The sequence below is a fragment of the Methylomonas sp. Kb3 genome (assembly GCF_002834115.1).
Classification (GTDB): Bacteria; Pseudomonadota; Gammaproteobacteria; order Methylococcales; family Methylomonadaceae; genus Methylomonas; species Methylomonas defluvii.
The window spans coordinates 42,802-56,928 of sequence record NZ_PIZT01000005.1 but is presented as its reverse complement, the minus strand read 5'-3'; the positions used below and the strand labels follow the sequence as shown (position 1 = coordinate 56,928).

The window sequence follows — 14,127 nt, the reverse complement described above, 5'->3', positions numbered from 1 at the left end:
AATCAGACATCGCCTTTTTGCGGATGCTGACGTTGGTCGGGCGTTTGCAGTTTGTTAACCGCGTTAATGTAAGCCTTGGCCGAGGCGATCACGATGTCGGTGTCGGCGCCGGAGCCGTTAACGATACGGCCGGCATTTTCCAGTCGGACGGTTACTTCACCCTGAGCATCCGTGCCGGTGGTGATGTTGTTAACCGAGTACAACGCCAAAGTCGCGCCGGTTTTTACCAAACTTTCGATGGCTTTCAGGCTGGCATCCACTGCACCACCGCCTTGCCCGCTGCCGGTGACTTCCTTGCCGTCGACACGTATCGTGACGGTGGCGTTAGGGACTTCGCCGGTTTCGGAACAGACTTTTAAGGCTACTAGTTTGATATGTTCGTCTTCCGCTTCGAAGCCTTGCTCGGAAATTAAGGCCTGCAAGTCTTCGTCGAAAATATCGTGCTTTTTGTCGGCCAATTGTTTGAAGCGGAAAAAAGCATCGTTCAAATCGGCTTCGCCGGCAAAGTCCACGCCCAGCTCTGCCATTCGGGTTTTGAAGGCGTTGCGGCCGGAATGTTTGCCTAAAACCATGCGGTTGGTGGTCCAGCCCACATCCTCGGCGCGCATAATTTCGTAAGTCTCGCGGTTTTTCAATACGCCGTCTTGATGAATGCCGGATTCGTGGGCAAAAGCATTGGCGCCGACGATGGCCTTGTTAGGCTGCACCGGAAACCCGGTGATGGATGACACAAGCTTTGAGCAAGTGACAATCTCGCGCGCATCCAAGCCGGTATCGCAGCCGAAGAAATCCTGGCGGGTGCGCACCGCCATCACCACTTCCTCCAAAGAGGCATTGCCCGCGCGTTCGCCCAAACCGTTGATCGTGCATTCTACCTGCCGCGCGCCGTTCATCACCGCCGACAAGGAGTTGGCAACCGCCAAGCCCAAATCATTGTGGCAATGTACTGAGAAGATAGCCTTGTCGGAATTGGGGATGCGCTTGATCAAATTGGCGATAGTCGCACCGAACTGCTGAGGCATGCTATAGCCGACCGTGTCCGGGATATTAAGTGTCGTCGCTCCGGCATCGATCACAGCTTCCAGGATTCGGCACAAGAAGTCTTCTTCCGAACGGCCGGCATCTTCCGGGGAGAATTCGACGTTATCGGTGTACTGGCGGGCGCGCTTTACTGCCCGAACTGCGTATTCGATGACCTGATCCGGCTGCATATTCAACTTCTTTTGCATATGGATCGGCGAAGTCGCGATAAAGGTATGGATGCGCGAGCTGTTTGCGCCTTTCAAGGCTTCGCCAGCCCGGTCGATGTCTTTGTCCAGCGCCCGCGCCAAGCCGCAAACTGTGCTGTCTTTGATGGCATCCGCCACTGCTTGCACCGCTTCGAAATCGCCTTGGCTGGCGGCTGGGAAGCCGGCTTCGATGACGTCGACTTTCATGCGCTCCAGAGCTCGGGCAATGCGGACTTTTTCATCGCGGGTCATTGAGGCGCCTGGGCTTTGCTCACCATCGCGCAAAGTTGTGTCGAATATAATTAATTTATCTTTCATGAGAACTCCGTTCATGAAATGTTCGGCGCTGAGGCCGAGGAACAGAAAAGGGTGGTATTGTTTAAATGAGGATAGAGTGCGCCCCTCAGGGCAGCAATCTTAAAGACAGGCCGAACAATTGTCTGCCAATGGCTGGCATGAAAACTAAGTGACTATGAAATTCGTTTTTCTGATTGTTCATGGTTGGAAACTATACTTGATTGCCGACTAAGGCTCAAGCTTGCGATGCTGCGGCGTTTGAGGCTGCTAAATCCATTTTACCTTTTGTTTCGATTCGGAATCTAACTAGGCTATCGTCGTATTTTAGAAAATAAACTCAATCCGCAGCTATAAAGAGCGTGCGCTAAAAACTTAATCTGCAGAAAGTGAATGCCGTATTGGAAACTAGCCAGCATGGTTTTGACCGCTAGCAAGCCTTGGTTTTGATTGATGTATTCCCAACTCAAATCTTGGGCGGATTGGATGTAGTTGAGCCTGATCAGCTTGGCTAGATCAGGTCTGACATTTCGCTTAATCAGTTGTTTTTTTATTTCCAGATTGGATAAGGAGTGATCCATCCGGCGGCGAGGCTGAGACGAGTATCCCTGGCCCGCGCTACGTTGCAGGTACAAGCCTTCTGTCACTAATCCGCATCGGCCATTCAGCGCAGCGCGCAAAGCCCAATCGCAATCCCAAAGTAGGCAGTCTTCCTGATATAAGCCGATTTGCCTAACCTGTTCCCTGGTTGCCACTGGTCGTTGAAACGCCATAGGGACCCTTTTTAGCAAAGCTTTGAATAGACGGTCTGCGTCAAATTCCAGTAGGGTTTCCGTCACTTGCGTTCCAGCCAGATCTGCCAATATTTTGTTCATGGCGTCAGTGTAGGATTCGTGCGTCCATTTTGAATTTGGACCAAACCAAGCGACGCTCATGAACAGCGTGTTAATTTCTGGATGGTTTTCTAAAGTTGAAACAGCTTTTTCTAAATAAGTCGGTGCGTAAAGGTCGTCGTCGTCCAGAAACGCAATGTATTTGCCAGAAGCGGCTTTGATGCCGGTGTTTTTTGCTGTGGCTCCCCCCAAAGAGGCTGGGTGCCGCAAAACTTTAATCTTCGTTCCGAACTTTTCCTGGATCTGAGCGGGGTTTACCGGAGGGGTTGAGCAATCGTCAACGACAATGATCTCGCAATCCGCCAAGGTTTGATTGACTACGCTGCTTATGGCTTCGTCCAAAAGGTCGGGGCGGTTGTGGGTGGGTATGATGACGGTAACTAAGCAGCTCATAGCATCGATTAGGCCGATTAAATTACAAAAGGTTTAACGGAAATATTGTGATGCATAAGATGAATCAAATAAATGCTGGTAGTTGGGCTATTATATCTTTAAGTTGATGATGGTGTCGCTTATTATGTTTAAGTAGTATCGGGCAGTGCCAGTAAGATAAATAGGTTGTTGGAGCTGATCGGAATTAAGCGGTGCTTTGTTCGAGAAATTAAAACAGATAGGCATTAAAATAAATTGAACGATTTTTTGAGGAGGCTTATTTTTGAGTAATTTTTAACAATAGTGCAGGCTTCTCGGAAGTTTAGGTGCTGTTTTGTTGAAAGATATTCATTCATTAGCACAGATTCTTTTGCGGTCGAATATGCCGCGCCCTGAGGTCTCAGGCTGTGCTGTACAGGAGTCGCATCGATAATCCCCATGGTTTTTTCCGATGCACTCACCTTTATTGGCCAAACGAGGTCATATCCCCATCCCATTGGACTTTCAAGCTCAAACGGTAGTAATTCATTTACAATTGATTTATGCATGCTAAATAGCGGGCCAATTTCAACAAAATGTGTTTCGCGTGCATTTAGCCAAGGCCTGGAAACAACAAATGTATTATCAGCTGTACTGGTTCTCGTGCGGGCGGGTTGAGCCAAGCAAAAGTTTAAATGCTGTTGCCATCCGATAAAAGCATCGAGAAAGTTATCGTCAACAAAAATGTCGTCATCGGTAAAGACAAGATAATCGTATTTGCTTATGTCAACCTCTTCTAGAATTTCATTTAATATCGTAAATTTTGGTTTAAGCTCAAATATCTGCTTAACCAGAATTAGGTTGGCGTGGTTTTTATATTCGGCTTGGTTGTCTTTTAGAGAGTTTTTAGGGTTCAATGATACCCAGATTTGATCAACCGCACATGCTGTTGATTGATTAAACGCACTTATCAGGTGATTAAATGTGTTTTCTCTGTATTCTAAATATATTCCTAAAATTAGTACCTTCGGTTTGTTTTTAGGCACATGTTGTATTTTTAGTGGTTTGTGATGGGTAGGGCACCGCATCAATATTTGGGAAATTTTGATTTTTAAATAGCATTTAATTTCGTCTAAATAGTTCACGAATAATTCCTTGGGCCGTCAGCTAGTTGCGAAATGCTGTTCTTAAGGAGGTTGGCCGAACTCAGTTTCCAATTGGAGCAAGGAAACTTATGTTCTCATTGAATAAGATCTGCTGTGTTGTTTTGGATAGTCAGCATTTCGCCATTGCTGAATGGCGAATTTTAAAATATTTTTCGCCTATGAATATCCCAGTAAAAGCGTTTCAGACGCATGAAATAATGGGGGTAGAACAGAAATGTTTTGCAGCGGATTAACGGAGCGGAAATTAGCGTAAGCCAGTCTTCTAAGGCTGTAGGCGATAATAGCCCCAAACTTCTGACACCGCCTGGCGGCATCTCGATGCCGCGCTCGCGCTTAAATTCCTGCCAAATCTCTATACCTTTATTGACGGGCTCAACTTGATCTATTTTTCGAGGTTTTTGTTCAAGCCATTCGTCCGGGTTTACGCAAGGTACCGAATCAATTACCGCCACTCCGGTTTCGCGCTCTTCATCGGTCAGAAGGTGTAAATACCACCAATCAGTTCCGAAGGCAATTAAGCCCGGGTCGTAAGTTGCCATAAACCGATCCAGAATAGGCTTAGAGAACATTGGCACGCAGTTTTCCACGAAATTGGTAAGCCTCGCAAATCTGAAATGATTTGCTTTTGTGACTTCATGGCTTATTTTGCCGATGCTCAAGAAACCAGGCTGTAGCAAGACGAGTTTGTAGCGTTCTAAAATGCGGAATAACTGGCTAATTTGGCTGGCGCTCAATTCTATATCGTCGTCAAGTACGAATATTGCTCGATAGGGGGTGAGTAACTCTCCCCAGCGGTTATATATATCGTGTAGATTTGGATATTTGCCGCCTTTTCGCTCGTTGTAAAAATCAGCAACGCTCCGGTGATAATCACTTTCGCCTTCGTATTGAGTAACCCATAAGTCGAAATTTTTTTTGCCCGTGACCCATTTTTTTATATTGGATCGGTGGCCGGCTGAGGTGTAAACCAGATAGGGTGAAGACGGAACACCTATTTTAGGTGAGTTTCTATCATCTGATGCCATTGAAACCGCCTCTAATATTTCGTAATGCCACGTTATGAACTTTTTCTTGTTGATTTTGACGTTTGGGGATAGCGTTTAAGTTTGACGGCTTTAGTTTTTTCGGTAGCAGCTGATTGTCCTGAGGCAATGATAAAAAATAAACTCAATTGACAGTAGAGTTAATGGTTCGTAAGGTTTGCCGAGTCACATTGTTTTTCAATTGCTTAATAGAAAATTTTTTATTTCTGGTAGATCATCTCGTCGTTGGTGCCAATAAATAAGCCGACAATGAGTATAGCTAGTTTCTACGCGGATTCAAAAACCCAGTTTCTGTCGTTTTGGGTCACATGCCGAAACACCAAAATCTCCGAGCAACAGGTTATAAATGAGTCGATCAACTCTTGTTGTTGTCGTCGATAGTACTGCTCTACTGCGCTCGGTATCTGATGTTGAAAAAATAGCTCAAGGGTTTGCAACATGATTACAGAGTTTTGAATGTCACCCATGCGAGTTAACTGGCTTTTCAACAGGCTTGAGTCCATTTCAGCGTGAGTGGAATCAAGGCATTGCGCTGCTAAAAGCGTATAGCGCAATTTTTTAACAGCGATGCGCAGATGATGAATGCTGGCAGGTATGGTGGGATCCAGTGCTTCATAACGATTTATCACTAGGCCATAAATATTGTTAATGGCGCTTGGCAATGCCTGTTCAAGATCGATGTCGGTTGTTTGAGTTTTGAAGTATTTACCGGCTTTTTTCAACTTGCGACGCAGTTTCGGTTGATACAGGGTGGCAATAAATGAATGGTTTTCCAGCAGTAAACGCTGTTCGCAGCGATGCATGTACGCTAAAAAAGGCTCTAGCTCAGGAAGTATAGGCAGGGTCTTGGCCGCCTCGAACAGCATGACCTGGGTATCTCGCAATTCGTCGAAACCGTCGAGTTGCTTTTTCAACGCTTTGCGAATGCTTAGTAATGTGGGTTGTGGCTCCAAGGCATGTAGCAATTCTATCAGCGCCAACAAGCGCCGGGTGCTAATGCGTAATTCGTGGACGTTATCTTCGCTGGCGGTTTGGCGGCAGGCTTTCAAGCGTTTGCGATATTGGCGCCAGTGTATTTCCAAGGCGTCGAGCAACAGTTTGCCGCCGGTATTTTTCATCCGCTAACTTTTACGGCTTTGCAGCTTACGTTTGCGCAAAACCAAGGTAACTATAGGGCCGGATATGGCATAGCCGACCGATAGCAGGAACAGCATTCGCTGTGGTTGCGCCATTATGAAGCTGATAACCAGCATCGCGATAATGGCAACGATGAATGGCACTTTGTTTTTAAAATCGATTTCTTTGAAGCTGGAGTAACGGAAGTTGCTGACCATTAGCAAACCGGTAGTGATGGTGGTCAGCAATACCAGATACTTGATGTTTTCCACGTCATAACCGTTTTCCACGCAGAACCATAATCCACCGGCCAAAATAGCCGCCGCTGCCGGGCTGGGTAGGCCTTGAAAATAGCGTTTGTCGGCCACTTCCACTTGCGTGTTGAAACGCGCCAAACGTAACGCTCCACCGGCCATATGCACAAATGCGGCGAACAAGCCTGCTTGGCCCATGGTGGATAGAGTCCACAAATACATGACAATAGCCGGAGCAACGCCAAACGAAACCATATCGGACAAGCTGTCGTACTGCACGCCGAATTCGCTTTGCGTGTTAGTCAGGCGGGCAACTCGGCCGTCCAAGCCATCCAGTACCATCGCAATGAACATCGCAATCGCCGCTGTTTCGAAACGGCCGTTAATTGCCGAGGTGATTGCATAAAACCCGGCAAACATGGCGCCCGTGGTGAATAGATTGGGCAGTAGGTAAATGCCACGATGACGAGTAAGCGGTTGCTTCTTGATCATAATGTGTCTACAAAGGTTGAAAAGTTGGCGGCATTGTACATGCTGAATATGACAGATGCTTAACTAATGTGGCCGGTTTCGTGGGTATGAGAGAAGGCTTGTGATTATTGAGATTGTAGCCCGTATGCCGCGTAGCGATAGACATCGGTGATGTATTGCCACTATTGATAACGTTTGATTTTCAACCTGGATTTCCGTTGCGCTTCATCCAGGCTACGCTGACTGTCACGTTGACCGGAAGGTTAGGCCAATTTCTGGGGCGGGAAGTCTTCATATGACTTTGGAAAATAGCCCCAGATTCGTGCGACATCCCCCTTTACCTCATAATCAAAGCCGATGCTGGAAAGTTTTGAAGCAATCTCAGTGCTGTGATCAATAATCCTGGGCGGCGTTAAATGCCCCATGAATTTATGCTGATGCAGCCCAATATCAAACCACTCTACGCCAACAAATGGAAATGGCAGATGGTAATGCCACTCGGAATCCCATTCGGAGATATGACCATTTAGCCATTTACTTCTATACGAAGGCCGCCAGCCCGGCTTTTGCCGAAAGTAATTGATTAATTCATTCCACTTTGTGTCATTGGCAAGTGCGCCAAAATACTTGCATTTAGCTTGGAAAATGATCTTGTCTCGGTCCGAACCAAGTGGTGTTGCCGCGGCGTCGGGAAGTTCGCGCATCGAATTGGCCTACAGTAATGTTAATCTGCGCGGCGCTGTTTGCCGCGTTCGGTGGAATGAAGTGTTATATGCATGCTAACCAAATAGTTAATTGCCACGGCTGCTGTTCATTTTCATTTGCCTCAAAACTTCCACAACACCAGCGCCTGAGGCACGCTGTCCTGTAAGCCTCTAATCCCGTATTTGTTATGCCAATACTGGTATTCGATGCCGATATACAAATGGTCGCTATCGCCCCATAAGTTGCCGATGTCCAATCTAAGTTGTGGCTGCGCCAGGGCTTGGCGGGCGGCGGTGTGGTTATGGCCGATGAAGTCGGCAAAGCCTTCGAAGCTCCATTTGGTGCCGGCGATTTCGAACGGCAGTTTCCACACCGGGGTAATCTGCCAGGAGGTGCCGATGTCGGCGGTTTCGGTGACGCGCTGCCGTAAAAAGTCGATGTTGAAATAGTCGAAGCCCGGCAGGTCGAAATCGACGGTAACGCCATAAAGCCAAGCGCGAAAGCCGCTGTGCGAGCTGTTCATATTTTCCCCGAGGTTGACGCCGGCGGTCACGCCGAAATCCTTGAAAATGCCGTAAGACAAGTCCAAGCCGATGACTTTACCGAGGCTGAAGGTGCTGTATGCCTCGCCGTAAAGATTGGTTTGCGCGGTTTGGCCGGATTCGGTAAACAGCGTATCCATGAAGAAGAAATTGCGACCGTAAGCCCAGCCGTGGGCGTGGGTGACGGTGATAATGGACTGGCTGACGTCGTTGGCGTTGAACGGTTCCTGGTAGTTGCCGCCGTGCAGATATTGGATCTCGCTGTTACTCCATTGCATGAAATCAGCAGGGCAGGGCTGGGCCAAGGTTGCGGTGATGATGCCGAGATAAAACGGGTTGAAGCGAGAATGATCGGGCATTTGGCAAAATCCAGCGGGCAAAAAAAAGCCCATCGTGTAGATGGGCTTTAATCCTAGCCGATAAGCTTAGTTTTTGCTTTTATCGACGATTTGGTTAGCTTTAATCCATGGCATCATTGCCCGCAGTTTGGCACCGACGGTTTCAATCGGATGCTCGGCGTTCAGACGGCGTCTGGCGGTCATTTCAGGATAGCCGGTTTGGCCTTCCAGAATAAATTGCTTGGCGTATTTACCTTGCTGAATGTCTTCCAGCGCTTGTTTCATCGCCCAACGGCTTTCTTCGTTGATTACTTTCGGGCCGGTGACGTATTCGCCGTATTCCGCGTTGTTAGAGATCGAGTAGTTCATGTTGGCGATACCGCCTTCGTACATCAAGTCGACGATCAGTTTCAGTTCGTGCAAGCACTCGAAGTACGCCATTTCCGGTGGATAGCCCGCTTCGGTCAGGGTTTCGAAACCGGCTTTCACCAGTTCCACCGCGCCACCGCACAGTACAGCTTGTTCGCCGAACAAATCGGTTTCGGTTTCGTCGCGGAAAGTGGTTTCGATGATGCCGGAACGGCCACCGCCGATGGCTGATGCGTAAGACAAGCAGATGGCTTTGGCCATGCCGGAAGCGTCTTGATGAATCGCGATCAAATCAGGAATGCCGCCGCCTTTAACAAACTCGGAACGCACGGTGTGACCAGGTGCTTTTGGGGCAATCATGATCACGTCCAGGTCTTTACGTGGAACAACTTGGTTGTACAGAATCGCAAAACCGTGCGCGAAAGCCAAGGCCGCGCCTTGTTTGATATTGGGTTCGATTTCTTCTTTGTACAGTTTGGATTGAAACTCGTCCGGGGTCAGAATCATCACCACGTCGGCGCCGGCGATGGCTTCCGGTACGTCTTTGACAGTCAAGCCGCTGGCTTGAGCTTTGGCGACTGACGCTGAATTGGCACGCAAGCCGACAACGACGTCAACCCCTGAGTCTTTCAGGTTGTTGGCGTGCGCGTGGCCTTGGGAGCCGTAGCCGATGATCGCTACTTTTTTGCTTCTGATAACAGAAAGGTCGGCGTCTTTATCGTAATAAACTTGCATAGGTTTTCTCGTTGCTGGGTAAATAATAAATGTTACAGGTGTAAGCCTTTCTCGCCACGGGAGATGCCGGTCGGGCCTGAGCGCACCACTTCGATGATGCTGCCTTCTTCAAAGCCGTGGATAAAGGCGTCCAGTTTGCTGGATTGGCCGGTCATTTCCACCACGTAGCTGTTGGCGGTGACGTCGATAATCTTGCCGCGGAAAATGTCCACCATACGCTTTACTTCTTCGCGGGTATCGTGGCTGGTTTTGATTTTTACCAGCATCAGCTCGCGTTCGATATGCGCGGATTCCGCCAAATCGATCAATTTCACCACGTCGATCAACTTGTTCAGTTGCTTGGTGATTTGCTCGATAATCTCGTCACTGCCGCTGGTAACCAAGGTCATCCGCGACAGGCTGGAATCCTCGGTGGGGGCCACGGTCAAGGATTCGATGTTGTAGCCACGCGCGGAAAATAAGCCCGCGACGCGCGACAAAGCACCGGATTCGTTTTCAATCAGGATCGAAATGATGTGTCTCATTTATGACAACTCCCTGTCTACCGGTGTGCCGGGTGCGACGCGCAATTTCATGTCGTGATGGCCTTTGCCTGCTTCAATCATGGGGTAAACGTTTTCGGTGCGATCCGTGATGAAATCCAGGAATACGGTTCTGTCTTTCATAGCAAACGCCTTTTCAAGCGCACCGCGCACGTCTTCAGGTTTCTCGATCAACATACCGACGTGACCGTAGGCCTCCGCCAATTTAACGAAGTCGGGGATGGTATCCATGTAGGACTGCGAATACCGGCTTTGATAAGAGAATTCCTGCCATTGCCGCACCATGCCCATGTAGCGGTTGTTCAGGTTGATGATTTTCACCGGCGCGTTGTATTGCAGGGCAGTGGATAGCTCCTGGATACACATCTGGATGCTGGCTTCGCCGGTGATACAGGCGACATTGGCTTCCGGAAACGCCAGTTTCACGCCAATTGCAGCCGGCAAGCCAAAGCCCATCGTGCCCAGGCCGCCAGAGTTGATCCAGCGCCGAGGTTTGTCGAAGTGGTAGTACTGCGCGGCATACATTTGATGTTGGCCCACGTCGGAGGTGACGAATGCTTCCCCGCCAGTCACTTGATACAACTGCTCTACGACATATTGTGGCTTGATGACACTACTGGTGCGGTCATAGTCCAGGCAATGTACGTCTCGCCAACTGCCTATCAATTGCCACCAGGATTCCAGCGCTGACTTCGACGGCTTGGTTTTGCTGTCTTTGATCAGTTCTATCATTTGCTCCAATACCGGTTTGACTTCGCCGACAATCGGCACGTCGACTTTGACGGTTTTGGAAATCGAGGCCGGATCGACGTCGATATGGATAATCTTGGCGTACGGGCAAAACTCAGCCAGTTTGCCGGTGACCCGGTCGTCGAAGCGCGCGCCGACTGCCAGAATGACGTCACTCTCATGCATCGCCATATTGGCTTCGTAAGTACCGTGCATACCCAGCATGCCGACGAACTGTTTGTCGGTGGCCGGATAGCCGCCCAAACCCATCAAGGTGTTGGTGATCGGGTAACCCAGCAATTGGGTCAGTTCGGTTAGTTCTTTATGGGCTTCACCAAGAATCACGCCGCCGCCGGAATAAATCATCGGCCGCTGCGCGGTTAACAATATATCTACCGCGCGTTTGATCTGGCCCTTGTGGCCGCTTACCACCGGGTTATAAGAACGCATGCTGATCTTTTTCGGGTACTTATAAGGCACCTTGATGTTTGGATCGGTTATGTCTTTCGGCACGTCGACCAATACCGGGCCGGGGCGGCCGGTGGTTGCCACGTAAAAGGCCTTCTTCATGGTTTCGGCCAAATCGTTGACATCCTTGACCAGGAAGTTGTGCTTAACGCAGGGCCGAGTAATGCCCACCGTATCGACTTCCTGGAACGCATCGCTGCCTATTACCGGCGACGGCACTTGGCCCGAGATGATCACCATCGGGATAGAATCCATATACGCGGTGGCAATGCCGGTGACGGCATTTGTCGCGCCTGGGCCCGAGGTGACCAGCACCACGCCCGGTTTGCCGGTGGCGCGCGCATAAGCGTCAGCTGCATGGGCCGCCGCTTGTTCGTGGCGGACCAGGATATGTTTCACTTCGTCTTGATGGAAAATGGCATCATAGATGTGCAAGACAGAGCCACCCGGATAGCCAAATACAAATTCGACACCTTCATCTTTAAGACATTGGACAAGAATATGTCCGCCACTGAGTTCCAATTTTACGTCCTCAAAAAACTAATCGATCGGGGGAAATGCAGATTTTACAAAAAAGGTTGGATAAGCTACTGTTTTTGACCCTTTTCGTCAAGGAAAACCAAGGATTTCACTTGGGTTTTCTTGCCTACAGATAGGTTTTTCCGTTGGAAATTTGGTCAAATTTACAATTGGCGGAGCGGGACAGCGGCATTGTTTAACAGTTTACGCCACGCCAACGAGTGGCGAGCACATAAAGGATATTCAAGCTGGATTACCGTACTCTCGATTTGCTCAAACAAAATCATCCGGCGTGGCGGCTACTTAATTCGCCGCATGCGCCACTGGTTGCCGGCTTTTTGAACCGGGTGTTTGTCATCCCAAACCAGCGCTTGATTGCCCAGGCCGATCTTGCCGAGGCCTTGGAAGACGAATTATTCGGCTTGCGGGAACAATTCGGTAACGACATCTTTCCAAAGTCGGCGCTGGACTACCTCAGTGATTGGGCCGGCAACGACAAGGGCTGGCTGCGCAAATTTTATCGCCAAGGCTCGGATGAACCCTATTTCGACCTGACTCCGCCCACCGAAAGAGCCATCGCCTGGCTGGGTAGCTTGACCGAACGCAGCTTCGTCGGCACCGAGTCGCGCTTGCTGACCTTGTTCGAACTGCTCAAGCAAATCAGCGCAGGTAGCGAGACCGATCCCGAGACCCGCATCGCCGAACTGCGCAAGCGCCGCGCCGACATTGACGCCGAAATCGCCAGAGCCGAAGCCGGCGAACTGGCCTTGTTGGACGACACCGCATTGAAAGACCGCTTTCTGCAATTCACCGCGCTGGCCCGCGAACTGCTCGGCGACTTTCGCGAAGTCGAGCATAACTTTCGCGGCCTGGACCGGCGGGTGCGCGAGCGCATCGCCTTGTGGGAAGGCGGCAAGGGCGAATTGCTGCAAGACATCATGGGCGAACGCGATGCCATTGCCGATTCTGACCAGGGCCGTAGCTTCCGCGCCTTCTGGGATTTCCTGATGTCCAGCCGCCGCCAGGAAGAATTATCGGCCTTGCTGGAAAAAGTGCTGGCCTTGCAGCCGGTCGCCGAACTGCGCCCCGAAGCCCGCTTGCGCCGGGTGCATTACGACTGGCTGGAAGCCGGCGAACATACCCAGCGCACCGTCGCGGAACTCAGCCGGCAATTGCGCCGTTTCCTCGACGACCAAGTCTGGCTGGAAAACCGCCGCATCATGGAAATCCTGCACGGCATCGAGGCCAAAGCGCTAAGCCTTCGCGAAAGCCAACCGGCCGGCGAAGTGATGGCTATCGGCGAAGCCGCCGCCGACATCGAATTGCCGATGGAGCGGCCGCTGCACATCCCGGCCGTCAAACCGCGAATCGATAGCATCGTCCCGGAAACCGGCGACGGCGACCTGGACGCCGCCGCGCTATTCTCGCAAATCGTCATCGACAAGGCGCAACTGGCCCGCCACATCCGCCACGCCCTGCAAGACAAAACGCAAATCACCCTGGCCGAACTCTGCCGTAGCCGCCCCTTGCAACACGGTCTGGCGGAACTGGTCTCCTATCTGCAACTCGGCGGCGACAGTTTCAAAACCACGGTCGACGAAGGCGTGGAAGACGTCATCGTTTGGCAAACGACGGACGGTGAAGGGCGGGAAGTGAGCAAGCAGGCGCGCTTGCCGAGGGTGATTTTTGTCAGGTGACGCAAGCGGCACAGGATGTTCTTATCGAATAGGGGGGCGGAAATCTTTCCAAAATTTAGGCATATGCTAGGATAGGTAGGCGCTACATGCTGGCAATTAGAGTGGTTGTAGACACAAATGTCCTGGTTGCCGGCTTGAGCGGCGATAAAGGACCAAATCGAGAAGTTCTTCGCCGCAGCCTCCAAGGCGATTTGCAGTCATCTAGTCCGCGTCGAACTCTCCGCAGGCATGCTGAAACGAGTCGGCGAACGCTGTACGATGATCTGGCGGAAGCCGAACTCTGTCACTAGCTGGAAAACCATCCCGGTTCGATGTCATCGTTTCCGCCGACACCTTCCTCTATTTTGACCAACTCGAATCCTTGCTTACCCCTGCCGCGATGAAACCGGCAGGAGTTTGGCGTTCAACTTGGAGCAGGCTGTCGATGGTGCTCCGGCTTGCTTCGTGCGGTTTGACGTGCATGGGCGTTATGCTCACGGCAAGGACTATGTTGTGCACGCGCTAGCTTGGCCGGCTTGAATAGTAACAGCCGCGGTGACGATCCTTCCGCAGAGAAGCCGGCGCATCGACACCTGGATTGCGGGTTTTGGCGGTGAAACCCTGATTAAGGGCAGTGGTAGCGTGTAAATTTAAATTTAGCTGGAACGGGGGCATCAAGGCGGGCAA

General features: G+C 50.4%; 12 protein-coding genes. 1 reads left to right on the top strand and 11 read right to left on the bottom strand.

Going from position 1 to position 14,127, the window contains the following annotated elements; translation table 11 throughout:
- Positions 1-2: 2 nt before the first annotated feature.
- The 11 genes from CWO84_RS03940 to CWO84_RS03890 form a co-directional block, all read right to left on the bottom strand.
- Positions 3-1,547: a 2-isopropylmalate synthase gene (locus tag CWO84_RS03940; RefSeq protein WP_033158855.1), complete on the bottom strand. Its 1,545-nt coding sequence runs from the start codon at positions 1,545-1,547 to the stop codon at positions 3-5.
- A gap of 290 nt (positions 1,548-1,837) precedes the next feature.
- A complete protein-coding gene (locus tag CWO84_RS03935; RefSeq protein ID WP_051670419.1) occupies positions 1,838-2,809 on the bottom strand; it encodes a glycosyltransferase family 2 protein in 972 nt (323 codons plus the stop codon).
- Positions 2,810-3,033: 224 nt separating this feature from the next.
- The gene (locus tag CWO84_RS03930) at positions 3,034-3,912 is read right to left on the bottom strand and encodes a hypothetical protein (protein WP_051670421.1); all 879 of its coding nucleotides are present in this window, start codon (positions 3,910-3,912) and stop codon (positions 3,034-3,036) included.
- A 161-nt stretch (positions 3,913-4,073) separates the two neighbouring features.
- A complete protein-coding gene (locus tag CWO84_RS03925; protein ID WP_051670422.1) occupies positions 4,074-4,958 on the bottom strand; it encodes a hypothetical protein in 885 nt (294 codons plus the stop codon).
- Positions 4,959-5,242: 284 nt separating this feature from the next.
- Positions 5,243-6,094 (bottom strand): CHAD domain-containing protein, encoded by an 852-nt coding sequence (locus CWO84_RS03920; RefSeq protein ID WP_101051818.1) that lies wholly within the window; start codon positions 6,092-6,094, stop codon positions 5,243-5,245.
- Positions 6,095-6,097: 3 nt separating this feature from the next.
- Complete coding sequence (gene pssA / locus CWO84_RS03915; RefSeq protein ID WP_033158857.1) at positions 6,098-6,838, bottom strand: CDP-diacylglycerol--serine O-phosphatidyltransferase; 741 nt, start codon at positions 6,836-6,838, stop codon at positions 6,098-6,100.
- A 242-nt stretch (positions 6,839-7,080) separates the two neighbouring features.
- Positions 7,081-7,521 (bottom strand): DUF6678 family protein, encoded by a 441-nt coding sequence (locus CWO84_RS03910; RefSeq protein ID WP_205800336.1) that lies wholly within the window; start codon positions 7,519-7,521, stop codon positions 7,081-7,083.
- Positions 7,522-7,643: 122 nt separating this feature from the next.
- A complete protein-coding gene (locus CWO84_RS03905; RefSeq protein WP_240617953.1) occupies positions 7,644-8,423 on the bottom strand; it encodes an outer membrane protein OmpK in 780 nt (259 codons plus the stop codon).
- 66 nt (positions 8,424-8,489) lie between these two features.
- Positions 8,490-9,506 (bottom strand): ketol-acid reductoisomerase, encoded by a 1,017-nt coding sequence (gene ilvC, locus CWO84_RS03900; protein WP_033158860.1) that lies wholly within the window; start codon positions 9,504-9,506, stop codon positions 8,490-8,492.
- A 32-nt stretch (positions 9,507-9,538) separates the two neighbouring features.
- Complete coding sequence (gene ilvN, locus CWO84_RS03895) at positions 9,539-10,030, bottom strand: acetolactate synthase small subunit (protein WP_101051816.1); 492 nt, start codon at positions 10,028-10,030, stop codon at positions 9,539-9,541.
- Positions 10,031-11,767, bottom strand: a complete 1,737-nt coding sequence (locus tag CWO84_RS03890; RefSeq protein ID WP_101051815.1) for an acetolactate synthase 3 large subunit — start codon at positions 11,765-11,767, stop codon at positions 10,031-10,033.
- A gap of 266 nt (positions 11,768-12,033) precedes the next feature.
- Between CWO84_RS03890 and CWO84_RS03885 the strand changes: the two genes are divergently transcribed.
- A complete protein-coding gene (locus CWO84_RS03885) occupies positions 12,034-13,461 on the top strand; it encodes a DUF3375 domain-containing protein (protein WP_225893031.1) in 1,428 nt (475 codons plus the stop codon).
- Positions 13,462-14,127: the final 666 nt, after the last annotated feature.

Coding starts and splice junctions, on each gene's coding strand:
- CWO84_RS03935 (WP_051670419.1), bottom strand. CDS start 2,809: ATGAGCTGCTTAGTTACCGTCATCATACCCACCCACAACCGCCCCGAC.
- pssA (WP_033158857.1), bottom strand. CDS start 6,838: ATGATCAAGAAGCAACCGCTTACTCGTCATCGTGGCATTTACCTACTG.
- CWO84_RS03905 (WP_240617953.1), bottom strand. CDS start 8,423: ATGCCCGATCATTCTCGCTTCAACCCGTTTTATCTCGGCATCATCACC.
- ilvC (WP_033158860.1), bottom strand. CDS start 9,506: ATGCAAGTTTATTACGATAAAGACGCCGACCTTTCTGTTATCAGAAGC.
- CWO84_RS03940 (WP_033158855.1), bottom strand. CDS start 1,547: ATGAAAGATAAATTAATTATATTCGACACAACTTTGCGCGATGGTGAG.
- CWO84_RS03920 (WP_101051818.1), bottom strand. CDS start 6,094: ATGAAAAATACCGGCGGCAAACTGTTGCTCGACGCCTTGGAAATACAC.
- CWO84_RS03925 (WP_051670422.1), bottom strand. CDS start 4,958: ATGGCATCAGATGATAGAAACTCACCTAAAATAGGTGTTCCGTCTTCA.
- ilvN (WP_101051816.1), bottom strand. CDS start 10,030: ATGAGACACATCATTTCGATCCTGATTGAAAACGAATCCGGTGCTTTG.
- CWO84_RS03910 (WP_205800336.1), bottom strand. CDS start 7,521: ATGCGCGAACTTCCCGACGCCGCGGCAACACCACTTGGTTCGGACCGA.